The organism is Pseudomonas sp. F007, from assembly GCF_057814275.1.
This window is the reverse complement of the sequence record NZ_JBVATA010000004.1, coordinates 512,683-534,285: the sequence shown is the minus strand read 5'-3', so window position 1 is coordinate 534,285 and position 21,603 is coordinate 512,683. Positions and strand designations below refer to the sequence as shown.

Annotated in this window: 22 protein-coding genes and 1 tRNA gene; 7 read left to right on the top strand and 16 right to left on the bottom strand. The window is 62.7% G+C overall.

All coding sequences use genetic code 11. From position 1 onward, the window contains the following. Positions 1-3 precede the first annotated feature (3 nt). The 4 genes from ACZYR5_RS12730 (at position 4) to ACZYR5_RS12715 (ending at position 4,752) form a co-directional block, all read left to right on the top strand. A complete protein-coding gene (locus ACZYR5_RS12730; RefSeq protein WP_489089594.1) occupies positions 4-477 on the top strand; it encodes a MarR family winged helix-turn-helix transcriptional regulator in 474 nt (157 codons plus the stop codon). A 2-nt stretch (positions 478-479) separates the two neighbouring features. Next, complete coding sequence (locus ACZYR5_RS12725; RefSeq protein ID WP_489089595.1) at positions 480-1,943, top strand: efflux transporter outer membrane subunit; 1,464 nt, start codon at positions 480-482, stop codon at positions 1,941-1,943. Positions 1,944-1,953: 10 nt separating this feature from the next. Further along, on the top strand, positions 1,954-3,156 hold the full coding sequence (locus ACZYR5_RS12720; RefSeq protein WP_489089596.1) for an EmrA/EmrK family multidrug efflux transporter periplasmic adaptor subunit: 1,203 nt from the start codon (positions 1,954-1,956) through the stop codon (positions 3,154-3,156). Between the two features lie 66 nt (positions 3,157-3,222). After that, a complete protein-coding gene (locus ACZYR5_RS12715) occupies positions 3,223-4,752 on the top strand; it encodes a DHA2 family efflux MFS transporter permease subunit (protein ID WP_489089597.1) in 1,530 nt (509 codons plus the stop codon). Positions 4,753-4,755: 3 nt separating this feature from the next. On the opposite strand, the gene ACZYR5_RS12710 is transcribed toward ACZYR5_RS12715, so the two are convergent. Beyond that, positions 4,756-5,184, bottom strand: a complete 429-nt coding sequence (locus tag ACZYR5_RS12710; RefSeq protein WP_489089598.1) for a GNAT family N-acetyltransferase — start codon at positions 5,182-5,184, stop codon at positions 4,756-4,758. A 319-nt stretch (positions 5,185-5,503) separates the two neighbouring features. On the opposite strand from ACZYR5_RS12710, the gene ACZYR5_RS12705 reads away from it, so the two are divergent. Next, entirely contained in the window at positions 5,504-5,695 is a 192-nt protein-coding gene (locus ACZYR5_RS12705) for a DUF2188 domain-containing protein (RefSeq protein WP_489089599.1), read from the top strand. A gap of 35 nt (positions 5,696-5,730) precedes the next feature. On the opposite strand, the gene ACZYR5_RS12700 is transcribed toward ACZYR5_RS12705, so the two are convergent. After that, positions 5,731-5,931 (bottom strand): hypothetical protein, encoded by a 201-nt coding sequence (locus tag ACZYR5_RS12700; protein WP_489089600.1) that lies wholly within the window; start codon positions 5,929-5,931, stop codon positions 5,731-5,733. Positions 5,932-6,024: 93 nt separating this feature from the next. After that, on the bottom strand, positions 6,025-6,738 hold the full coding sequence (locus ACZYR5_RS12695) for an SOS response-associated peptidase family protein (RefSeq protein ID WP_489089601.1): 714 nt from the start codon (positions 6,736-6,738) through the stop codon (positions 6,025-6,027). Positions 6,739-6,883: 145 nt separating this feature from the next. On the opposite strand from ACZYR5_RS12695, the gene ACZYR5_RS12690 reads away from it, so the two are divergent. Beyond that, entirely contained in the window at positions 6,884-7,333 is a 450-nt protein-coding gene (locus ACZYR5_RS12690; RefSeq protein WP_489089602.1) for a GNAT family N-acetyltransferase, read from the top strand. On the opposite strand, the gene ACZYR5_RS12685 is transcribed toward ACZYR5_RS12690, so the two are convergent. The 6 genes from ACZYR5_RS12685 to ACZYR5_RS12660 all read right to left on the bottom strand — a co-directional run bounded on the left by ACZYR5_RS12685 (position 7,236) and on the right by ACZYR5_RS12660 (position 11,361). Continuing rightward, the gene (locus tag ACZYR5_RS12685) at positions 7,236-7,958 is read right to left on the bottom strand and encodes an SOS response-associated peptidase family protein (protein ID WP_489089603.1); all 723 of its coding nucleotides are present in this window, start codon (positions 7,956-7,958) and stop codon (positions 7,236-7,238) included. The genes ACZYR5_RS12690 and ACZYR5_RS12685 overlap by 98 nt on opposite strands. Positions 7,959-8,078: 120 nt before the next feature. After that, on the bottom strand, positions 8,079-8,402 hold the full coding sequence (locus ACZYR5_RS12680; protein WP_489089604.1) for a hypothetical protein: 324 nt from the start codon (positions 8,400-8,402) through the stop codon (positions 8,079-8,081). 84 nt (positions 8,403-8,486) lie between these two features. Further along, complete coding sequence (locus ACZYR5_RS12675) at positions 8,487-8,861, bottom strand: hypothetical protein (protein WP_489089605.1); 375 nt, start codon at positions 8,859-8,861, stop codon at positions 8,487-8,489. Beyond that, on the bottom strand, positions 8,858-9,220 hold the full coding sequence (locus ACZYR5_RS12670) for a P-II family nitrogen regulator (RefSeq protein ID WP_489089606.1): 363 nt from the start codon (positions 9,218-9,220) through the stop codon (positions 8,858-8,860). Before ACZYR5_RS12670 ends, ACZYR5_RS12675 begins: the two co-directional genes overlap by 4 nt. Continuing rightward, on the bottom strand, positions 9,217-11,001 hold the full coding sequence (locus ACZYR5_RS12665; RefSeq protein ID WP_489089607.1) for a DUF1538 domain-containing protein: 1,785 nt from the start codon (positions 10,999-11,001) through the stop codon (positions 9,217-9,219). The genes ACZYR5_RS12670 and ACZYR5_RS12665 overlap by 4 nt, the downstream gene beginning before the upstream one ends. Positions 11,002-11,273: 272 nt before the next feature. Beyond that, positions 11,274-11,361: transfer RNA gene (locus ACZYR5_RS12660), tRNA-Ser, on the bottom strand. A 124-nt stretch (positions 11,362-11,485) separates the two neighbouring features. Between ACZYR5_RS12660 and ACZYR5_RS12655 the strand changes: the two genes are divergently transcribed. Continuing rightward, complete coding sequence (locus ACZYR5_RS12655) at positions 11,486-12,157, top strand: Bax inhibitor-1/YccA family protein (protein WP_027620659.1); 672 nt, start codon at positions 11,486-11,488, stop codon at positions 12,155-12,157. A gap of 144 nt (positions 12,158-12,301) precedes the next feature. Here ACZYR5_RS12655 and ACZYR5_RS12650 read toward each other — a convergent pair whose 3' ends face one another. The 7 genes from ACZYR5_RS12650 to ACZYR5_RS12620 all read right to left on the bottom strand — a co-directional run bounded on the left by ACZYR5_RS12650 (position 12,302) and on the right by ACZYR5_RS12620 (position 21,539). Beyond that, positions 12,302-13,234, bottom strand: coding sequence for a phosphatidate cytidylyltransferase (locus tag ACZYR5_RS12650; protein WP_489089608.1), 933 nt, complete (start codon positions 13,232-13,234; stop codon positions 12,302-12,304). Between the two features lies 1 nt (position 13,235). After that, the gene (locus ACZYR5_RS12645) at positions 13,236-13,859 is read right to left on the bottom strand and encodes a lysophospholipid acyltransferase family protein (RefSeq protein WP_489089609.1); all 624 of its coding nucleotides are present in this window, start codon (positions 13,857-13,859) and stop codon (positions 13,236-13,238) included. A 9-nt stretch (positions 13,860-13,868) separates the two neighbouring features. Continuing rightward, positions 13,869-14,324 carry a hypothetical protein gene (locus ACZYR5_RS12640; RefSeq protein WP_489089610.1) on the bottom strand — a complete coding sequence of 152 codons (456 nt, stop codon included), beginning with the start codon at positions 14,322-14,324 and terminating at the stop codon, positions 13,869-13,871. After that, a complete protein-coding gene (locus ACZYR5_RS12635; protein ID WP_489089611.1) occupies positions 14,314-15,657 on the bottom strand; it encodes a phosphatase PAP2/dual specificity phosphatase family protein in 1,344 nt (447 codons plus the stop codon). Before ACZYR5_RS12635 ends, ACZYR5_RS12640 begins: the two co-directional genes overlap by 11 nt. After that, entirely contained in the window at positions 15,654-17,411 is a 1,758-nt protein-coding gene (locus tag ACZYR5_RS12630) for a bifunctional alpha/beta hydrolase/class I SAM-dependent methyltransferase (RefSeq protein WP_489089612.1), read from the bottom strand. Before ACZYR5_RS12630 ends, ACZYR5_RS12635 begins: the two co-directional genes overlap by 4 nt. 10 nt (positions 17,412-17,421) lie before the next feature. Then, complete coding sequence (locus ACZYR5_RS12625; protein WP_489089613.1) at positions 17,422-18,045, bottom strand: CDP-alcohol phosphatidyltransferase family protein; 624 nt, start codon at positions 18,043-18,045, stop codon at positions 17,422-17,424. A 203-nt stretch (positions 18,046-18,248) separates the two neighbouring features. Beyond that, the gene (locus ACZYR5_RS12620) at positions 18,249-21,539 is read right to left on the bottom strand and encodes a PAS domain S-box protein (protein WP_489089614.1); all 3,291 of its coding nucleotides are present in this window, start codon (positions 21,537-21,539) and stop codon (positions 18,249-18,251) included. Between the last annotated feature and the right edge of the window lie 64 nt (positions 21,540-21,603).

The following is a 21,603-nucleotide window of genomic DNA, read 5'->3' as shown; positions in this document are numbered from 1 at the left end:
CAGATGAAACATTTCTCGCCGGACAACTTTCAAAATTGCCACCTCGGTCTATTGCTGGGTCGCGCCGCTTTGCTCAAGGACCGGATCATCGACACCCACATGGAACCCCACGGCATCACGGCCGCGCAGTTCAAGGTGATGATCATCATTGCCCAGTTTGGCGTCGACACCCCGGCCGAGCTGTGCCGTCACCTGTCCCTGGACAGTGGCTCGATGACCCGCATGCTCGACCGCCTGGAGCAGAAGGGCCTGTTGCTGCGCAAGCGTTGCGCGGATGACCGACGCCTGGTGCGCCTGGCCTTGACCGAGGACGGCCAGGCGCTGGCCGACAAGCTGCCGGAAATCGGCGTCAACGCGATGAACCAGTTGGCCGGAGCCCTCGACAGCGAGGAGCTGCAGACCCTGCAAGCGATCCTGAAGAAAATCCTGTTGGCCGCCGGCGATCCGATCACCGTGCTGCGGGTAGGTGACCAATGAACATGACCACGCGGCTTGGCCTGGTGCTGATGGCCATGAGCCTGGCCGGGTGCGCCAACTACAGCGGCTTGAACACCGAGGGCACGAGCCTGCAGGCGCAATCGCTGCAGGCTGGGCAATCCCTGAATGGCGTGACCCTGTCGCCGGCGGCCTGGCCGAAAAGCGACTGGTGGACCAGCCTTGGCGACCCGCAGCTCGACGGCCTGATTCGTGAAGCCCTGCGCGACAGCCCGGACATGCAGATCGCCAGCGCCCGTGCCCACCAGGCCAGCGCAGCCGCCGGTGCCGCCGATGCGGCGCGGATGCCGACCCTGGATGCCAGCGCCGGAATTCGCCGTGAGCGCTTGGCGCAGTACCAGGATCCGACCTTGCAGGGCGATCGTTACGACACCATGCGCAGCATCGGCGCCACGTTCAACTACACCTTTGACCTGTGGGGCGGTCAGCGCGACGCCTGGGAAGCAGCGTTGGGCCTGGCCCGCGCGGCGCAGATCGACCAGCAGGCCGCGCAGTTGACCCTGGCCGCCGATGTCGCCCGCGCCTACAGCAACCTGGGCCAGGCCTATATCGTCCACGACCTGGCCAGCGAAGACCTCAAACGCACTCAGCAGTTACTCAGCCTGAGCCAGCGCCGGCTGAGTTCGGGCATCGACAGCCTCTACCAGTACCAGCAAAACCAGAGCCTCGAAGCCAGCTCCCAGGCGTCGTTGATTGACGCCGAGAAAAACCTGCAGAGCGCGAAAATTGCCCTTGCGGTATTGCTGGGCAAAGGCCCGGATCGCGGTAACGAGATCGCCCGGCCGAACATCCTGCAAGCCAGCGCCGTGGCCCTGCCTTCGGTATTGCCCGCCGAGTTGCTCGGTCGTCGCCCGGACCTGGTGGCGGCGCGCTGGCGAGTGGAGGCGGCGAGCAAAAGCATCGATGCCGGCAAGACCACCTTTTATCCCAACCTCAACCTCAGCGCCGCAGCCGGTTTCGAGTCGCTGATGGGGAGCGCGGTATTTGGCTCGACCTCGCGCTTTTTCAATGTCGCGCCGACCATTTCCCTGCCGATCTTCGACGGCGGCCGCCTGCGCGCCGACCTCGACGCCAAGGACGCCGATTACGACCTGGCGGTGGCGCAATACAACAAGAGCCTGGTCAAGGCCCTGGGTGATGTCAGCGACAGCATTGGCCAATTGCGTGATGTCGGTCGGCAGATCGTCGCGCAGCAGCATTCCACCGATATCGCCCAGGCGTCCTACAACACCGTGCTCGAGCGCTACGGCTCCGGCGTCGGCAACTACCTGGACGTGCTGAGCATCGAGCAGCAGTTGCTCGGCGCGCAACGCCAGCTAGCCAGTCTGAACGCCGAGCAGATCGATCTGTCGATTCAATTGATGCAGACCCTGGGTGGCGGATTCCAGAGCGACAACCTGGCCATGGCCAGCCCATCTCCAGCGCCCGCCACGCGCACCCATAATTAAGGTATTGGTCATGGCCAACGTGCAGAACACCTCGACAACAGAAAATACCCCCGACACGGGCAATCCCGGCAAACGCAAGTTCATGCTGACCCTGCTGGCAATCCTGGTGATTGTCACGAGCCTCGCCGTCTGGGGCTGGCATCATTTTTACGGGCGTTGGAACGAGAGCACCGACGATGCCTACGTCAACGGCAACGTGGTGGAAATCACCCCGCTGGTGACCGGCACGGTGGTGAGCATTGGCGCCGACGATGGCGACCTGGTCCAGGAAGGCCAGGTGCTGGTCAACTTCGACCCCAACGACGCCGAAGTCGGCTTGCAGAGTGCCCAGGCCAACCTTGCGCGTACCGTGCGCCAGGTGCGTGGTCTGTACAGCAACGTCGATGGCATGAAAGCCCAGGTCAACGCGCAGAAAGCCGAAGTGCAGAAGGCCCAGGAAAACTTCAATCGGCGGAAAAATCTCGCCGCCGGTGGGGCGATTTCCCAGGAAGAACTGTCCCACGCCCGGGACGACCTGACCTCGGCGCAAAACGCCCTGGCCAACGCTCAACAGCAATTCAAGACCAGCAGCGCGCTGGTGGATGACACCGAAGTGTCGTCGCACCCGGACGTCCAGGCCGCCGCCGCGCAGTTGCGCCAGGCTTACCTGAACAATGCCCGCAGCACCTTGATCGCACCGGTCACCGGCTATGTCGCCAAGCGCACCGTGCAACTGGGCCAGCGGGTCCAGCCCGGCACTGCGCTGATGGCGGTGATCCCGCTGGATCAGTTGTGGATCGACGCCAACTTCAAGGAAACCCAGCTGCGTGACATGCGCATCGGCCAGCCGGTGGACATCGAGGCCGACCTGTATGGCAGTGCCGTGAAGTACAGCGGCACCATCGACAGCCTCGGCGCCGGTACCGGCAGCGCCTTCGCCCTGTTGCCGGCGCAAAACGCCACTGGTAACTGGATCAAGATCGTCCAGCGGGTGCCGGTGCGCATCCACATCAACGCCGAGCAACTGGCCAAGCATCCATTGCGGGTCGGCCTGTCGACCCTGGTCAATGTCGACCTGCGCGACCAGAGTGGCCCGGTGCTGGCCCAGCAGCCGCCGCAGAAGGCCAGCTTCAGCACCAGCATCTATGACCGACAGTTGGCCGACGCCGACGCGATGATTGCCCGGCTGATCCATGACAACAGTTCAGCCCTGAGCAAGACCGCCCAGCGCTGAGTTCGCCAATCCGCTCGTTGCGCCGTGCAAGCGGCGCAACGCTCGCCTCGTTTCCAAGGATTTGCGATGAGTAACAACGCCTCGTTCGCGCCGCCCAGCCTGGTGCTCAGCACTATTGGCCTGTCGCTGGCGACCTTCATGCAAGTGCTCGACACCACCATCGCCAACGTCGCCTTGCCGACCATTTCCGGCAACCTCGGCGTGAGTTCGGAGCAGGGCACCTGGGTGATCACTTCGTTTGCCGTGAGCAACGCAATTGCCTTGCCGCTGACCGGCTGGCTGAGCCGGCGCTTCGGCGAGGTGAAACTGTTCCTTTGGGCGACCATGCTCTTCGTGCTGGCCTCGTTCCTCTGCGGTATTTCCACCTCGATGCCGGAGCTGATCGGCTTCCGCGTGCTCCAGGGCCTGGTGGCCGGGCCGCTGTATCCAATGACCCAGACCCTGCTGATTGCCGTCTATCCGCCGGCCAGGCGCGGCATGGCCCTGGCGTTGCTGGCGATGGTCACGGTGGTGGCGCCGATTGCCGGGCCGATCCTCGGCGGCTGGATCACCGACAGCTACAGTTGGCCGTGGATCTTCTTTATCAACGTGCCCATCGGCATCTTCGCGGTGATGGTGGTCAAGCAACAGCTCAAGGCGCGGCCAGTGGAGACCAGTCGCCAGCCGATGGACTATGTCGGGCTGATCAGCCTGATCGTCGGCGTCGGCGCGCTGCAGATCATCCTAGACAAGGGCAACGACCTGGACTGGTTCGAATCGAACTTCATCCTGATGGGGGCGGCAATTTCGGTGATTGCCCTGGCCGTTTTCGTGATCTGGGAAATGACCGACCGCCATCCGGTGGTCAATTTGCGGCTCTTTGCTTACCGTAATTTTCGCATCGGCACCATCGTGCTGGTGCTGGGATACGCCGGGTTCTTCGGCATCAACCTGATCCTGCCGCAGTGGTTGCAGACCCAGATGGGCTATACCGCGACCTGGGCCGGACTGGCGGTGGCGCCGATCGGCATCCTGCCGGTATTGATGTCGCCCTTTGTCGGCAAGTACGCGCACAAGATCGACCTGCGCCTGCTCGCCGGCCTGGCGTTCCTGGCGATCGGCTTGAGCTGCTTCATGCGCGCCGGTTTCACCAACGAGGTCGACTTCCAGCACGTGGCGCTGGTGCAACTGTTCATGGGGATTGGCGTGGCGCTGTTCTTCATGCCGACCTTGAGCATCCTGATGTCCGACCTGCCGCCCCATCAGATTGCCGATGGCGCCGGACTGGCGACTTTCCTGCGGACCCTGGGCGGCAGCTTCGCGGCGTCGCTGACCACCTGGATCTGGATTCGCCGCGCCGACCAGCATCATGCCTATCTGAGCGAAAGCATCAGCACCTACGAGCCGGCTACCCGCGACGCCCTCAACAGCCTGGGCGGTGCCGGCACCCCGGCGTACGCCCAGCTCGATCACGTGCTGACCAGCCAGGCCTACATGCTCTCCACCGTGGACTACTTCACGCTGCTGGGCTGGGGTTTTGTCGGCCTGATCCTGCTGGTGTGGCTGGCCAAGCCACCGTTTGCGGCGAAGGCCGGGCCAGAGGCGAGCGGCCATTAAGGCTTAAGCAGCCAGGCGCTTCTGCATGAAGAAGCGCCTGCTGCCGCGCGGATAGTCGGCAATCTGCCCGACCTCGACAAAGCCCAGCTTGCTGTAGAACGCCGGCGCCTGGAATTCAAAGGTGTCGAGGTACATGCCGATGCAGCCTTTTTCCCGCGCCAGTTCCTCGGCCATGCGCATCAGGCGTTCGCCAATGCCCTGGCCGCGCAAGTGGGGTTGCACCGACAGCAGGTCAATGAACAGCCATTCGTAGAACAACTTGCCATACAGTCCGCCGAGCACTTCGTCGCTGTCTTCGCCACGCACCAGCAGGGCGATCTCCTGATAGTGGCCATCGCCGGCGTTGGCGATGTTGTGGGCGCGCAGGGGGGCGAGGATGGCCTGGTATTCCTCGGGTTGCGGGTCTTCGGTGAGATCGATGCGCAATGGCATGGGCGACGTCCTGGTGTCGACTGAGGGGAGTCGCGAGATTAACCGATGTGCCTGGACGTTGCAGAAACCCAGGCAAAAAAAAGCCCGCGCGGGGAGTGCGGGCTAAATGTTCCTTGAATGAGCGGGGTGACTATAAGGGCTCCGTGGCGCCGGCACAGTGAAGGATTTGTCATCTGCCGTTCGTCCAGCCGTGCGCACCTTGGCGCGGTCAACGGATCAAACCGACAAGGCCCAGGAGACCGTTCACCCCTCGGTGGCCCGGAGGGTGGTCAGTGGGTGTAAGTTGAGCCTGGGCTTAACGTCTTCGACGGAGGTGGCTATGAGCATTGCGATGTTGAACAAAATGCATATGAACGGCTATGACGTGGTCAGCGTGAACAGCGGCCCGTGGCGGGTCTGTACCCAGCGTGACCGGTACGGCACCTTTGCCACTCGCGAAGAAGCGCTGGCGTTTGCGGCAGCGCTGCCGGGCTACAAGGCCAGGCCTGCAAAGGCTGGCAACAATCAGTAAGTGAGGCAATACGGCGAGGGCGCCAGGCGCTCTCGCTACAGCGGCTCATCAGCGTTCGAGGTGCGTCGCTCGAGCCCCGAAGGGTTGCCGCTGTCGAACAGCCGGCGTTCCAGCAGTACGTTCTCCAGTGCCTGACGGTCGCTGGGGGCTAGTTGATGGCGCCGTTCCTTGAGCTCCAGCAAGATCGGGTTGGACCAGGTGCGGTAGGTCCGTTCAGCCTGTTGAATCGGATTCATCTTCGTCTCCCAGACAAGATGTTTCAGGGCAGGGCGGGTGACTTGCCGCGCTCAGGCTAGTCGAGAAAATCCACGCTCGCCAGGCACGACGGATCAGTTGGGGGGCCTTTCGTCGCCGCGCCGGATCTTGCCGATAGGCGTAATCAATTCCCGATCCTGGTGGCGCACGTTGCCGACAGCAGGGTCGACCTTGAACCATTCAAAGGTCTCGGCCGGCTCGCCCTCGTGCAGCACCATCTGCTCGGCGCGTTCCTTGGGCATGCCGAGGTTCAGCCATTCGCGTGCCAGTTCCGGCGCCAGCACCACCGGGCGCCGGTCATGCAAATCCAGCAGGCCGCCGATACTGTCGGCGGTGATGATCACGAAGCCGTCATCGGCCCGAGGTTCGCGGCCACCCGCCGGGTATTGGCCGATGGCGGCGCAGAGGATCGGCGCGTGGTCGCGACGGCGGATCAGGTAAGGCTGCTTGTTCGGGCCGCCTTCGTAGACCCATTCGAACCAGTTGTCGACGGCCGCGATGGCGCGATGTGGCCAGATGGCGCGAAAGTATGAACCGTGGGCGACTTTCTCGACCCGGGCATTGATCGGCAGGGTGCGATCGGTCGACCAGTGCGCACGCCAGCCCCAGCGAACTCGGTCGGCGTGCAGGGTTTCGCCTTCGAGGTGAATCAATGCGACCGCGGTTGTCGGGGCGACGTTGTAATGCGCCAGCGGCTCATCACCGACGCTGTTGACCAGGGCATTGGGCATGCCCAGGGCCGCGACGAAGTCGTGAATGCCTCGGTATTGTGAAAGTCTTCCGCACATGGGAAAGCCCTCCGCTGGAACCTTCAGCTTAGTCCACGGGCGCCCGGACCATTTCGAATCAGCTTACAGATCTCCAACAATCGAGCTGTTTATTCGCCTGCCCGCGGCTTTCTACAATGGCCGATGATCTTCGGGAGCTGGAATGATGAGTGTGTCGCTGCGCATGGCCACGGTCGATGATGTCGAGAGTCTGTTCGAAATACGCACTTCAGTGGTGCAGAACCACCTCAGCCGCGAGCAGATGGACGCCCTGGGCATCACCCCGCAGGTGCTGCGATCGGCGATCAATGAGGGGCCTTGCATCTGGATCGCCGAAGTCGACCGGCAACCGGTGGCATTCTCGATGATCGACCGCGCCGAGGGCGAGGTGTTTGCCATGTTCGTGCGTCCCGCCTACGAGAATCGAGGCCTGGGCCGTTTGTTGATGGCCGCTGCCGAGGCCGAACTGTTCAAGGCCCATGAACGGATTGTGCTGGTTACCGACGGCCGGCAGGAGATCAGGGCCAATGGCTTTTACCAGCGTCTTGGCTGGACTGTGGCCGAGCGGGTCGATACCCAGGATGTGCGCTACGAGAAACGCAGGCCGTTGTTGTAGTCGCGGCAGGCATGACCCTGAGCCATTCGAAGGCCGTGGTGTCCAGGCGCAGGTGGGTGACGATCTGTTCGGCGCGACGCGGCGAGAGGTCCAGGTCGAGCCATTCGTTGGCCTGTTCGGGCGTCAGCACCACTGGCCTTTGGGCATGCAGCGCGGCCATTTTTCCCTCGGCGGCGCTGGTCATGATCACGAAGCCTCCGCCCAGCTGAGCGGCGGTGCCACGATGAACATGGGCCAGGGCGGCGAAGAACATCGTCTTGCGGCTTTTCAAACGCACGAAGTACAGCTGCGTATCGGCGGCCCGCTCGAACCAGCCGTCGCACGGCACCAGCGCCCGGCTGTTGGGCCAGAGCAACTTGAACAGGGTCGGCGCGGTTACTGTTTCCACTGGCATCGCCAAGGCATCGGCCTGCTTGCCCTGTGCGCCAAAAGGCGCCCAGCCCCAGCGAACTGCATCAATATGCAGCCCGTCCTCAGCGCTGTGCAGAATGTGCGCACGGTGCGCAGGCACCACGCTCAGCGCGCTGGCGGCCCCAGTGTCATAGCCTGTTGGCCAGTCTCCTCGCGGTTGCAGCTCGGCCATGAAGGCCGCCATCCCTTCGCCTTGAATGAAATGACCGCACATAATCCCGCTCCCTGTCAGTGATTGCCTGCCCGATACCTACAGTGTTTGTGCGACAGGTCGGTGACAGGCAATGCAAGTCCAGGGCCAAGGTTTGCAGGAAACCGTGCGTATGAGCGCACACTAGGGCAAGGGGCTGGTGTGCGGGCGCACATCGTCCTCGATCTGACGACAGGCGTTGGCAATGATGCTGCGTGCCAGGGGGGAGGCCACCGAGGACCCCTGGTCCTGGCAAACCGCAATGTCCGCCAGAGCAGCGGTCTCTGCCTTGTCATCCGAGTCGCCGAAGAGCAGGTAGGCTGCCAGCACGATGGCGGCAGTCACTGCCAGTCGGGTCAGCAGGCGTTTGCCTCTGGGTCGCAGGTCAGCCTGGCAGTGCTTGCAACGGATAGCGGCAGATTTGATGCTCTCCGCGCAGAACCGGCAGCGTTTTTCTGATGGTTGCAACTTGATGATTTCCTTATCAAAAGCACTGCAGTGTGAGCAGTGCGCAATGATCGCAGAAAGCAGGTCTGTTGCGCAAAAGGGTGCTTAATCCGGTTCCTGCGCGACCCCCGGCGGCATCGCCAACGGTGTCGCGAAATTCAAGGCAACCCGGTACACCGATCCGCCGCCCGGTCCGCTCAGCCCGGCGTGTTCGCAGATGAAGTCGAACACTGCGTCTGCCTGGGCCTCATCCACCACCACATTGACCACTCGGCAGAGCACGGCTTCCGGGACCTGGTTGCGTGGTGCCTTGGCGGCCTGCAGCACATTCACGCCACGGCAACTGACACTGTCCACGCGGGTGATGCCATGGGTTTCGCGCAACAGCAGCAGTAACTTGCGCTCGGTACCATCGTCGGGCAGTACGCAGGTGATCAGCTTGGCCGCGCCGCCGGGTATGCCGGCAGTCGCCACGCTCACGAGGTTTTACCTTGTGCGAGCAGTTCGCGAGGGATGTAGGTGGCGACTTTTTCCACCGGCGTTGCGTAGATCATGCCTGCCCCCGGAACATGCAGATTGGCTGCGTGATAGATGGCTTCAAGTACCGCATCCTGATAGTCGGCGGCGACCAGCAGGCTGACCACCTCTTTCTCCGCATCGATGGCGATACTCAGCAGACCCAGCCGCTCGCGCGGGCCGAGGCCTTGGGCGTGATACACAATCGCGCCCGGCGCGCCCATGCCCTGGGCCGCGCTGATCACCAGGTCGGCACGGCCGACGGCAACTATGCAGGTGATCAGGGCAACGTCAGTCAAGTAGGTGATGCCTTCAGCGCTCATTGTGATTCTCCCGTGCCCACTAATTGAGTCCCTGGCTGCTCGATGGCGGCCTTCTCCTGTTTCCACACGCGCAAGCGCGCCCACTGCCCGAGCAGCATCACGGTAATCACCGGGCCGACGGAGGCCATGCACAAAATGCCGAAGCCCTCGACCGCGTTGGTCGCGTTACCCAGCCCCAAGCCCATGGCCAGCACCAGCGGTACGGTGATGGGGCCGGTGGTGACACCCGCGCTGTCCCAGGCGACGTTGACGAACTCTTCGCTGGAAAAAACCGTCAGCAGCACCGCGAGCAGGTAGGGCGGCACCACCAGCCAGACCAGCGGCAGGTCGAACACCAGCTTGGCGACACCTACCGCAATCCCGCTGGCGACGCCGATGGAGACCGCACGGATCAGGCTGCGCTTGCGGATGAAGCCATTGGTCAGGGTTTCAGCAGTGACACCCAGGGCGTTCAGTGCCGGTTCGGCAACTGTCGCGCCATAGCCGAGCACCCAGGCGAAGACCAGAGCCAGGATCAGGCCTACTTGATAGAGATAGAGTGGCGACTCGGCGACGCCCGGCGTTTGCATGAACGCCGCTGGAATCAACTCCCCGGCACTGCCACCCAGTTTCGACAGGCCGTAGGTCAGGCCGAGGTTGAACACGCACATGCCGGCCACGGCCAGGCCAATCCCGAGGAAAATTTCGCGGCGCCGCGGCAGGCTCTGGCGTAGCAACAGTTTCAGCACGATCAGCAGGAAGATCACCAGCGGCACGATGGCCCGTATCCCCGAGACAATGTCCAGCCCAGGGCTGACTTCATGCCATTGCGCAGCCGTCTGCGCGGCACCGCTGGCGGCGTGCGCGGCGGCGATGATTTCGGCGGGCGAGGAGGCATTCGCCACATACAGGCCCAGCAGCATCACACCGATCACCGGGAACAGCGAGGCCAGGGTCACGATGCCGAACCCGGACAACCCGGAGCCGCCCTTGCCGGCGGCCGCGGCGATACCGATGCCCAAAGCCAGCACCAGCGGCACGGTGACCGGTCCAGTGGTCACCGCGCCGGCGTCCCAGGCCAGGCCGATCACCTTGGCCAACTCGGGGTCACTGTGCAGATACAGCGTCAGCAACAGGACTGGCGCCAGCGACAGGTAGATCAGCGGCTTCAGGCTCCAGCCGTAGAGGAAGCGCAGCGTGCCGATGACCGCGGCGAGGCCGACGCAGACGCCGACCACCAGGATCAGCTCGCTGGTCCACTGGTTGAGCAGCGCCCAGAGGTAGGGCGCGCGCTCGACCGAGACGTTCTGTCCGGCGGCTCGCAGCGCACCGATGGCGGGTTCGGCAAAGGTCACGCCGATGCCCAGCAGCAAGGTCACCAGCAGCACCACCGGCAGCGATAACCGGCGGGGCAGGTTGTTGCCGATGACTTCACCAAAGGGCATCAAGCCGAGTTTCAAGCCCTCCATGAACAGCATCAGCCCGACAATCACGGCGAACAGGCCACCTGTGACCAGCCAGGAGTCCTCCACCAACTGGCGCAGGATGACAATCTGGAACAGCGCCAGGTACAACGCCAGCGGCACCACGGCGCGAAATTGCTCCATGAACCGGGCGCTGAAATAGGGCTTGAGAATCGCCATGACCTCGCCGGCGTGCAACTTCACGGCTTTGTGCGGCGCGGCCTGCCACTGGCCATCGGCGTCACGAACCGGTGCTGAAACCAGGTCGCGCATGGGGATCTCGCGGCGACCGGAACCAATCTTGTGCAGGTAGTCGGCGTAGCGGATGGGTTCTTTCATGGGGGCGGGTGCTCAGGGGGTAATCGATGGATGAGCGGCGGTGGTCTGGTTCTGGCGCGACACGTGTCAATCGCTTTAATCGTGCTCAGCCGGATGCAGTGTAGTTAACCCGTGGCAGGCGTGATGCTGAGTTTTGTCAGGGTATTGGCAGGTGGGTGTGGCGGGGAGGGGACGAGGCAGGAAAGTGTAGTAATACTTCGGTTGCGAGGAAGCCTTTGGCAAACCCCAGAAACGAAAAAGCCCTGAATAATCAGGGCTCTAACGTAAGTATGTGGCGGAAGCGTAGAGATTCGAACTCTAGGATAGTTGCCCATCGACGGTTTTCAAGACCGTTGCCTTAAACCACTCGGCCACGCTTCCAAACTGCTTTGCGGGCGCCATAATACCCGAATGAAACACACTGTCAAACTCTCTGCATAGCTTGTTACAGAGCGTCTGTTATGATCTTTGCGTCTGAACGTTTCAAAACTACAGGAGTGTCGCCATGCGCGAACAGGATTACGCAGTTAACAACAGCGTGCAGGTCGAGCAGCTAGAGGTTAGCCGCGTCCTGCGCAACACTTACGGCTTGCTGGCCCTTACCCTGGCTTTCAGTGGGGTGATGGCCTTTGTTGCTCAGCAGATGCGGGTCGGCTACCCGAATATCTTCGTGGTGCTGATCGGTTTCTACGGTCTGTTCTTCCTGACCAACAAACTCCGTGATTCGGCCTGGGGCCTGGTGTCTGCCTTTGCCCTGACCGGCTTCATGGGTTTTCTGCTGGGCCCGATCCTCAACCGTTACCTGGGCATGCAGGGCGGCGCTGAAGTGGTCAGCTCGGCCTTCGCCATGACCGCCCTGGTGTTCGGCGGCCTGTCGGCCTACGTGCTGATCACCCGTAAGGACATGAGCTTCCTTGGTGGCTTCATCACCGCCGGTTTCTTCGTCCTGCTGGGCGCGGTGCTGGCGAGCATGTTCTTCCAGATCAGCGGTCTGCAACTGGCAATCAGCGCGGGCTTCGTGCTGTTTTCCTCGGTCTGCATCCTGTTCCAGACCAGCGCCATCATCCACGGCGGTGAGCGTAACTACATCATGGCGACCATCAGCCTGTATGTATCGATCTACAACCTGTTCATCAGCCTGCTGCAGCTGTTCGGCATCATGGGCCGCGATGACTGATCGGTTCGCCGTGAAGTAGAAGTCAGGAGAGCCGCCCTGCAGACTCTGCCTGGCGCGAAATGGAAATGCTCCGTATCGAAAGGTACGGAGCATTTTTTTATGGCCGACAGCGACCCAGGATTTTTCAACCGGGCTGAATATCAATCAGGTCCAGCCATACCGCACCAGGTGAAAGAAGATCGGTGCGGCGAAGCACACCGAGTCCAGCCGATCGAGCATGCCGCCGTGGCCTTCGATCATGTGTCCCCAATCCTTCACCTCACGATCACGCTTGATGGCGGACATGACGATCCCGCCGGCGAATCCCAACAGATTGATCAACAGCGCAATCAGGAATGCCTGTCCGGCAGTGAACGGGGTTATCCAGTACAGTGCAGCGCCAATCAGCGAGGCGAGCAGTACGCCGCCAACGAAGCCTTCGATGGTCTTGGACGGCGACAGATTGGGCGCGATCTTGTGCTTGCCGAACAGTTTGCCGCACACGTACTGCAACACGTCCGACATCTGTACCACGATCACCAGGAAGGCAATCAAAAGCAGGTTACGCCCTTCGTAGCCGCTGATGTCCAGGGTCAACAGGGCGGGGACGTGGGACACGCAGAACACCGCGATCATCAATCCCCACTGGACCTTGGAGGCGCGTTCCAGGAAGTGCGTGCTGTCCCCTCCCAATGAGGCGAGGATCGGCAGCAGCAGGAATACATAGACCGGAATGAAGATCGAGAACAGCCCATACCAATCGTAGTAAATCAGTAGGTACTGCAGCGGTAACGCCAGGTAGAAAGCCGCCACCAGCGCCGGGTAGTCGCTGCGCCGGGTGGGTGTGAGGGTCATGAATTCCCGCAGGGCGTAGAACGAGACCGCGTAGAACAGCAGGATCACTGCAGTGGTCCCGAGCCAGAACGCAATGCCGATCACCGCTACCATCACCCACCAGGCATTGATTCGCGCGTTCAGGTTGTCGATCACCGGATTGGCGGTGCCACGGCTGCGCCATTTGAGCAGCCAGCCGATCAGGGATGCCAGCAGCAGGAATGCGCCAATCCCGCCGAACAACATCAGCGTTTGTCTGTCCATGTCAGCAATGCTCCTCGGCTAATTCCAGCAAGGCTGCACGGCTACGTTGGAGGAACTGCTCCTTGCTCTCGCCGGGCGCCAGGGTCAGGGCCGCGCCGAAACGTGTGGTGCACAGCAGCGGTAGCGGCAGGACGCGTCCCTTGGGCATGACGCGATTGAGGTTGGCGATCCATACCGGCACCAACTCCACGTCGGGATGCTGCTGTGCCAGGTGATAGATCCCGCTTTTGAACGGCAGCAAACCACTTTCTTCGAGATTGCGCGTGCCTTCTGGAAAGATGATCAGCGAATCGCCATGGCCCAGGGCGTCGAGCATCGGCTGCAAGGGGTTGTCGCTCGACTCCTTGCGCTCGCGGTCGATCAGCACACCATTGAACACGCGGTTGATGATGTAGCGCCGCAGTGCGCTGGTTTGCCAGTAATCGGCGCCTGCCACCGGCCGGGTCATCTTGCGCAGGGCCGGTGGCAACGAGGCCCAGAGCAATACGAAGTCTCCGTGGCTGCTGTGGTTGGCGTAGTAGATGCGTTGCACCGCCTCGGGCGCACAGCCAAGCCACAGACTGCGGGCTCCGGTCAGGGGGCGGGCGGCGGAAGTGATGAGGGTGGCGACCAGAGGTTCGAGCATGAATTCTCCTTATCCAGTGACAGTCAGCCAGGGCCCCGCCAGGATCAAACCCAGCACCAGCAACACCTGGAGTCCAACCAGCAGGGCTTGTCGACGCAGCAGATTGACGGCGCCGCGAATGCGCTCGTGCCATGGGCGACCACCGCGTTCCTCGGGTTGCAGACCGAGAGCGGCTAAGGCTTGATCCAGCGCTTCACTGCGTTGAGCCAAGGGAAGTGCAAGGTTGGCGACACACTCGAACAGCTCGGCATCGAAGGCCACGCGCAGGGCCCAGTACTTTTGCAGTACGCCCAGCAACAGCAGGGCAGCGCTGCCGGTGACGGCCCAGCCGCCGAGACCGGTAAACAGGTATTGGCACAAGCCAAGTGCGGCGCCCAATAAGGTGATACCGGTGGAGAGAGCGTCCAGGGACGCGCCACGCCTCAACAGGCTGGCGGTGGTGTGCAACTCCATGTCACTGACCATGCACGGGCTCCCTGTTCGCCATCAGTCCTTGCAAGGCAGCTCGATGCGCCGGGTGCAGGACGATACCCGGGCGGGCCTGCTGCAATTGGCTGATTGCCTGGTCGACGTTGGCCACCCGGCCACTGTGCAGCAGCCAGGCGGCAACAGCGGTGGCGCTGCGCGAATAGCCGAGGGCGCAGCACACCAATAGCGGCCCATGGCGTCGCAGGCGTTCGATGGCCTGCGCGGCTTCCAGGCATTGCGATGGTGTGGGGGCGATCAGGTCGAGTACCGGCAGGGCGTGGTAGGCACGCGGGTCAGGGTCCAGTGACAGCTCGGCGCACAGGTCGAGCACTGCCTTGAATCGGCTGGCACTGAGTTCACGGAGGGTCGGAATGCGTCCGAGCCAGATGCCGTCCAGCACTGGATCGGGTTGTGGATGCTGGCGCGTCCACAGGCGTGAGTTGAGCCAGGCGGCGGCGAGGTAGGGCGCCAATAACCAGCGAGCCGCACCAGAGAGACGCCCGTCGCGACGTTTCTGGAAGCCGCTGGCACCGAGCAGCGCGTAATTCAGGGCCACCAGCAGCAACGCAGTTGCCGGCCAGAACAACCACAGCCAGATGCCCTTGAAGCCGACCGCCAGAAGGCTGGCGATGAGTGCGCCCAAGGCGTAGCACAGCGCCAGCTTCCAGCGCTTGCGATCGGTGGTAAGGCGCGCCTTGCGCAGCGGGCTTGGCCGATCCAGCGGCCAGAGCCAGACGCACAGGCAACCCAGCAGCGCACCCGTGGGCAAGTCGATGAAGTGGTGTTGCCAGGTGGTCAGCACGGAGATGCCGATCAGCGTGAACCAGAGGTGCATCAGGCCGCGCCAGAACCCTTGCAGGTGGCGCTGGTAACAGGCCCAGAGCACCACCAGCAGCGCAATATGCAGGGATGGCGCCTGGTTGAACGGCTTGTCGAAGCCGGCCAGCACCTCGAACAGCCAGCCGAACAGCCCGTCCAGTTCCGGTCGCACAAAGGTGAATCGCAACGGCCAGATCAGGAAGCAACTGACCGCGATCAATTGCGCAGTGAGCAGCCGCAAGGCATGGCGCTTGAGCTCTTCGCGACTGCTGGGTAGTAGCAGCGACAGGCCGTACAGCAGATCGATCGACCAATAGGGCACGATCGTCCAGGCCCAGAACGGCAGCTGACTTTCCCAGTCGAATACCAGCGTTCCGACGTCGCTGCGCTGAGTCGTGACCCAGGTGGCAAAACCGTAGGTGGCAAAAAACGTCGGCGCCAACAGCAACAACCACAGCAGCGCCGGCTTCAGCAGACCGGGTTCGCGAGGCTGGGTCGCAGCAAGGCTCATTCAGGCACCCGTTGCGCCAGGCTGACGCTGAAAATCCCCCATTCGTCGACGCGCATGCTGATCTTGCGAAAACCCGCCGCTGCCACCAACTGGTCCATTTCTGCCTGGCTGCGCCGGCGCATCACCCAGGCCTGGCCCTCGCGGTGGCTGGTCAGGGCGCGGGCGATCAGTTCCAGTTGCGGGTGCCAGGGCTGGCCGGTATAGATCAGGTAAGCGCCGGGCTCCACGGCGGCGGCCAGCCCGGCCAGCGAGTCGCTGACTATGCGGTTGTCGGCGAACAGTTCGTATAGCCCCGAAACCACTGCCAGCGTCGGTTTTGGCTCGAGGGCGGCAAGGTCATCGCGGTCGAAGGCATTGCCCTTGATGAAGCGGGCGATGTGTTCCAGGCCTTTTTCGCGAATCAATGTGCTGCCGTCGCGCACGTTGATGTCGCTGTAGTCACGCAGAAGAATGGACTCGGGCAGTGGGTCGACGCCTTGCAGCGCTTCGAGAATGTAGCGGCCGTGACCGGCGGCGATATCGACGATGCGCACTTCATGACCTTGCTCGCGCAACCGTGCCATGGCCAGGCGCAGCAGTTCTTCGACGTGCAGCTTGCGTTGGCGTATCCCACGCCAGCCAATGGAGTCGAGATAATTGCGATCGATCATGCGCCCGATGGCGGAGGTGCCGCTCGGGTTGTTGCGATAGACGTAATCCAGGGTGCTGCCGGAATCGAAGCCGGTGTCGAAGCCCAGCTTGACCCCGGTGGACAGTCGACTGCCCAGGCGCATGCTGGCGCGGGTCATGCGCCAGTAAAGATCGCGCAGCGAGTTGTGCGGCAATGGCGCGGCGAGGGATTCGGACTCGGCGCAGGTCAGGCCCAGGCGATCGGCTGCCAGCAGCGAAGGGCGCTCAGGCGCTTGGGCAAAGTTCTGCAGGATAAACCGCCTGGCGCTGGCGACCGCGTGGGCGCGATTTTTTTCGCCCAGGGTGTCGTGGAAGAAGCCGGGCAGCAGGTGTTGTTCCTTTTGCAGGCTACCCAGGCGCTCAAAGAACTGTTGCTGGGGTTTGCGATGCACGACGAAGTCTGCCGCAGAAATCAGCAGTTGGGTCGGGACCTGGATGGCCTGGGCGTCAGCCACCACCCGTTCGGCGGCCTCGTACAGACCGAGCAGGACGTTGACGGAAATGGCCTTGGTGATCAGTGGGTCGTTGTCATAGGACGCAACCCGCTCTGGATCGTGGCTGAGGAAGCGCGCCTTGACGTAGCTGTTGACGAAGAAGTTGCCGCGAAACCTGCGCATCAGCGCCAGGCCCTGGCGCGCTAACGGTACGTAGAGTTTGACTTTGAATGCCGGCGAGGCGAGCACCAGCGAGCGGATGTGCGGCGCGTAATCGTGAACCCAGGTGGCGACGATCACCGCGCCAACGCTCTGGGCAATGACCGCGATGTCCGATTCGTCGATCTGGTACTCGTGCTGCAAGTGATCGCAGAACGTTTGCACGTCGCGCACGCTGGTGGCAAAGCTCGGGCTGTCACCCCGTTCGCCCGGTGACAGGCCGTGACCTCGGGCGTCCCAGGCAAAGAAGTCGAATTCAGGCAGATCCAGCTCATCCACCAGATGGGCAATCCGTGCCGAGTGTTCGTGCCCGCGGTGAAACAGCATTACGGCCTGGCGGGGTTCGCCCGCCGGGGGGGTACCCGGCCAATGGCGATAGAACAGTTGGACGCCGTCGTGGGTGGTGAAGGTCTGGGGCTGGGCTTCGCGCATTGCAACTTCCTTATGCAGATGGGGTGTTTTCCTGTACCTGGCGCAATCCCTGGCGAACTCGGTTGCACAGCGTGACCACGAGTAGCAGGGCGATGACCGTCAATATGGCGTTGATCCACAGAGCGCTGATCCAGCCCAGGGCGATAGCGCATGCCAGCACACCCAGGGCGAACGCTCGGTCACTCTTGCCCATGGGGCCGTCATAGCGCCGCGAAGCGCCGACCATCGGGCCCAGCACGCCGGCGTACTCGCTGAACAGGGCAAGCAGGGTCAGCAGCAGGACCAGCCACAGGTTGACGCCGGGAAGGAGTGCGAATGGCAGGATCAGTGCGCAATCGGCAGTGATATCGCAGAGCTCGTTGAGGTAGGCGCCCAGCTGCGACTGTTGGTTGAATTCGCGGGCGAGCATGCCGTCGATGGCATTCAGCGCCATGCGCAGGATCATCCACAGCGGCACCAGGGCAAACACCCAGGCATGCTCGGCGAAGCAGGCGATGACCAGGCCCACCAGCAGCGAGCCGACACCGGCCAGCACGGTGATCTGGTTGGCCGTCGTGCCATTGGCAAACAGCCGTCGCACCAATGGACGCAGGAGATTTTGAAACGCAGGCTTGAGCTGGTAGATGCTGGGCACGGGGAGGTGCTCTCTGCCAATGGATAGGCGCCGTTCAACAGCCGGGAAAGACGATGTTCCCAGTGTAGATGGCTTCTCGGCGGACCACTTGGGGGCGGGGCCGCAGGATGCAGAAGCCTAGCGAGCCCCTATGCCGTCGGGAATAAGACTTTTCCTGAAAGGCTGTAGTCAATTTCGCAAGAGCGCGGCAATTCCATCGCCCCTCACATCAGCAACAACTGAAACTCCTCCACCGGCAACGGCCGACTATGCAAATACCCCTGATACAAATGACAGCCCAGCCCCTGCAGGAACTCCAGTTGTTCCGCGGTTTCCACGCCCTCGGCGATCACTTCCAGTTCCAGGCTCAGGGCCATGGCGACGATGGCGCGGATGATTTCGGCGTCGTTGGGGTCGCTGGTGGCGTCGCGGATGAACGACTGGTCGATTTTCAGGGTGTCGACCGGCAGGCGCTTGAGGTAGGTCAGTGAGGAGTAGCCAGTGCCGAAGTCGTCCATGGCGAAGCTGACACCCAGTTTTTTCAGGCGGCGCATCTTGTTGATGGTGTCTTCGAGGTTCTGGATCACGATGCCTTCGGTGATTTCCAGCTTCAGCAGCGAGCACGGCAGGCCATGGCTGGTGAGGCTGTGCTCGATGCGCTCGACAAAGTCGTTCTGGCGGAACTGCCGTGGGCTGATGTTGACGCAAAGACTGAAGTTCAACGGGTCGACCTTGCCCTTGGCGATCAGCTGCTTGAAGGCCAGGCAGGCTTCATCGAGGATCCAGGTGCCGACTTCGAGGATCAGTCCGCTGTCTTCCAGCACCTTGATGAACTCGCTGGGTGACTGTGCGCCCAGTTGTGGGTGAGTCCAGCGCACCAGGGCCTCGGCGCCGACGATACGTTCGCCGCGGGCGTCGATCTGCGGCTGGTAATGCACGCGAAACTCGCCCCGGGACAGGGCCAGGCGCAGGTCGGTTTCCATGCGCAGGCGTTCGCTGGCGGCCTTCTGCATGGTGTTGTGGTACATCTGCGTAGTGTTGCGCCCGGAATCCTTGGCCCGGTACAGGGCAATGTCGGCACGCTTGAGCAGGTCGGTGGGTGTCGAGCCGTGGTCGGGAATCAACGCCACGCCGATGCTCGGCGTGACCTGCAGGCGGTGGCCATCGAGGAACATCGGTTCCGAGAGCAATTCACGCACGGTGTCGGCCAACTCCCGAACCTGTTCGCTGACTTCATTGCGCGAACCTTCCAGGCCACTGAGCAGAACCACGAATTCGTCGCCACCCAGGCGCGCTACGGTGTCTTCCATGCGCACGCTGGCTTCGAGGCGGGCGGTGATGATCTTCAGCACCGTATCGCCGACCGGATGGCCGAGGGAGTCGTTGATGTGCTTGAAGTGGTCGAGGTCGAGGAACAGCAGGGCGCCGCGCAGATTGTGGCGCTTGAGCAGGGCAATCTGCTGACTCAGGCGGTCCATCAGCAACGCGCGGTTGGGCAGGTTGGTCAGCGGGTCGTGGTAGGCCAGGTGACGGATCTGCGCTTCGGCGTTCTTCAGCAGGCTGACATCGCGCGCGGTCAGCAGCAGGCAGGCGGTCTCGTTGAGGGTAATCGGCTCTACCGACACTTCGACGGTTAGCAGTTGCCCGCTTTTATTGCGCCCGAGCATCTCCAGGTGGTGCACCCGGCCCTTGAGTTGCAATTCGGCGAGCAGCATCGAACGCTGTTTTTCTTCGGCCCAGATACCGACCTGATACACCGTCCTGCCGACCACCTCATCGGCGCGATAGCCGGTCAGGCGGCAGAATCCGTCGTTGACCTCCAGGTAGCGCCCGGTGTCGCGCTCGGTGATGGTGATCGCATCGGGGCTGGAATGAAACGCCTTGGCGAACTTTTCTTCACTGGCCTTGAGTGCGGCTTCCGAGCGTTGCTGTTGGGTAATGTCGCGCAAGGTGGTGACGATGCACGGCTGGTTGCCGACGTTGATCTGCCGGCTGGAGATCACGCAGGTCAGGGATTGTCCGTCCTTGTGCCGGACCAGCAGTGCGACATTGTTCAGGCCCTGTTCGCGGATTACCTGTTCGATCCGCTGCAGGCTTTGCGCCGAGGCGTCCCACAGGCCGATATCGTCGGCGCTGCGGCCCAGCACATCGGCGGCGCTCCAGCCGAAGGTCTGAGTGAAGCTGGAGTTGATTTCGATGAACTGGCCGCTGTCCTGGCGGGTCACGCAGATCGGGTCGGGGCTGACCTGGAACAGGGTGGCGAACTTCTCTTCGGAGGCCACCAGGCGCTGTTCGCGCTCGACCTGTTCAGTGATGTCCAGCAAGGTCCCGGCCATGCGCAGCGGCAGGCCGTCGGCGTCGCGGTACAGGCGGGCGCGGCTTTCCAGGTAGCGTGAGCTGCCGTCGGCCAGTTGCACCCGATAGGTCAGCTGGTAGTTGCCGGCCGGGCCTTCGCGCAGGCTGCGGTAGGCGTCGCGCATGCTGTCGCGCTCTTCCCCCGGCACGCCCTCGAAGAACTCATCGAAGGATTCATGAAAGGGGATGGGTTCCAGGCCATGCAGTTGCGCGGCCCGCGCCGAGCCGTAGAGCATGCCGCTGGGAATGTGCCAGTCCCAGGTGCCGAGTTGGGCCGAGTCGAGCGCCAGGTCGAGGCGCTCCTGGCTGTCCTTGAGCGCGTGCTCGGCGAGCTTGCGTTCGGTGGTGTCGAGGAAGGTGCTGAGCAGGTAAGGCTGACCTTCGAGCTCGACCTTCTGCGCGCTGAGGATGCCGTCATGCACCTGGCCGTTGCTGGCGCGAAACTGCACCTCCATGCTGATCAGTTCACCTTTGGCCTTGGTCGCCTTGACCAGTTTTGCCCGCTGCTCGGGGTGCACCCACAGGCCCAGTTCCAGGGTGGTGCGGCCAATGGCGTCCTGCACCGGCCAGCCGAACAGGCTTTCGAAGTACTGGTTGGCTTCGGTGATCAGGCCGTCTTCCTGGCGCGTCAGCAGGACCATGTTCGGGCACAGGTGAAACAGCGTGGCGAAGCGCTTTTCCGAGCTGGTGAGGGCCTGTTCGCGCTGGCGCTGGTGGGTGATCTCGCGGATCACCCCGATCATTCGGGGCCGTCCGTTCTTGTCCGGTAGCAGGCTGCCGTTGATTTCCAGCCAGTGCAGGCTGCCGTCCGGCCAGCGGATGCGGTGGTGCATGGCCTGTTCCAGCGGCGCGCCGGCCATTACCGCATGGAAGGCGCGCAGGGTTTTCGCCCGGTCCTCGGGGGGCAGCAGGTCGAGGTATTCCAGGTCTTCCGGCAGCGGGTGATGGGGATCGAAACCGAACAACGCCTGCGTGCCCCGCGACCAACTGATCTGCCCCCGCTCGATGTCCCAGTACCAGGCACCCAGGCGCGCACCGTTGAGGGCTGCGAGCAACTGCGGTGCGCTCTCCCAGCTCTGCTCCGAAGTGCGTGGGTCAAGCGCCTGGATACGCGGCATGCGCGGCGTATGGGGGCGACTACGGTCAACGGATTTGGGCATTGGCAACAGGCCTTGGGCTGAATTGGGCGTTAGGCACGGGTTTTGCGGCTCTATAGGAGTAGCA

Bases quoted from the DNA above. Each gene is read 5' to 3' on its own strand.
- ACZYR5_RS12645 (WP_489089609.1), bottom strand. From the start codon at position 13,859: ATGCTCGAACCTCTGGTCGCCACCCTCATCACTTCCGCCGCCCGCCCC.
- ACZYR5_RS12705 (WP_489089599.1), top strand. From the start codon at position 5,504: ATGAGCATTGCGATGTTGAACAAAATGCATATGAACGGCTATGACGTG.
- ACZYR5_RS12670 (WP_489089606.1), bottom strand. From the start codon at position 9,220: ATGAGCGCTGAAGGCATCACCTACTTGACTGACGTTGCCCTGATCACC.
- ACZYR5_RS12665 (WP_489089607.1), bottom strand. From the start codon at position 11,001: ATGAAAGAACCCATCCGCTACGCCGACTACCTGCACAAGATTGGTTCC.
- ACZYR5_RS12640 (WP_489089610.1), bottom strand. From the start codon at position 14,324: ATGGTCAGTGACATGGAGTTGCACACCACCGCCAGCCTGTTGAGGCGT.
- ACZYR5_RS12685 (WP_489089603.1), bottom strand. From the start codon at position 7,958: ATGTGCGGTCATTTCATTCAAGGCGAAGGGATGGCGGCCTTCATGGCC.
- ACZYR5_RS12715 (WP_489089597.1), top strand. From the start codon at position 3,223: ATGAGTAACAACGCCTCGTTCGCGCCGCCCAGCCTGGTGCTCAGCACT.
- ACZYR5_RS12635 (WP_489089611.1), bottom strand. From the start codon at position 15,657: ATGAGCCTTGCTGCGACCCAGCCTCGCGAACCCGGTCTGCTGAAGCCG.
- ACZYR5_RS12725 (WP_489089595.1), top strand. From the start codon at position 480: ATGACCACGCGGCTTGGCCTGGTGCTGATGGCCATGAGCCTGGCCGGG.
- ACZYR5_RS12650 (WP_489089608.1), bottom strand. From the start codon at position 13,234: ATGGACAGACAAACGCTGATGTTGTTCGGCGGGATTGGCGCATTCCTG.
- ACZYR5_RS12690 (WP_489089602.1), top strand. From the start codon at position 6,884: ATGAGTGTGTCGCTGCGCATGGCCACGGTCGATGATGTCGAGAGTCTG.
- ACZYR5_RS12710 (WP_489089598.1), bottom strand. From the start codon at position 5,184: ATGCCATTGCGCATCGATCTCACCGAAGACCCGCAACCCGAGGAATAC.
- ACZYR5_RS12700 (WP_489089600.1), bottom strand. From the start codon at position 5,931: ATGAATCCGATTCAACAGGCTGAACGGACCTACCGCACCTGGTCCAAC.
- ACZYR5_RS12730 (WP_489089594.1), top strand. From the start codon at position 4: ATGAAACATTTCTCGCCGGACAACTTTCAAAATTGCCACCTCGGTCTA.
- ACZYR5_RS12630 (WP_489089612.1), bottom strand. From the start codon at position 17,411: ATGCGCGAAGCCCAGCCCCAGACCTTCACCACCCACGACGGCGTCCAA.
- ACZYR5_RS12620 (WP_489089614.1), bottom strand. From the start codon at position 21,539: ATGCCCAAATCCGTTGACCGTAGTCGCCCCCATACGCCGCGCATGCCG.
- ACZYR5_RS12720 (WP_489089596.1), top strand. From the start codon at position 1,954: ATGGCCAACGTGCAGAACACCTCGACAACAGAAAATACCCCCGACACG.
- ACZYR5_RS12695 (WP_489089601.1), bottom strand. From the start codon at position 6,738: ATGTGCGGAAGACTTTCACAATACCGAGGCATTCACGACTTCGTCGCG.
- ACZYR5_RS12655 (WP_027620659.1), top strand. From the start codon at position 11,486: ATGCGCGAACAGGATTACGCAGTTAACAACAGCGTGCAGGTCGAGCAG.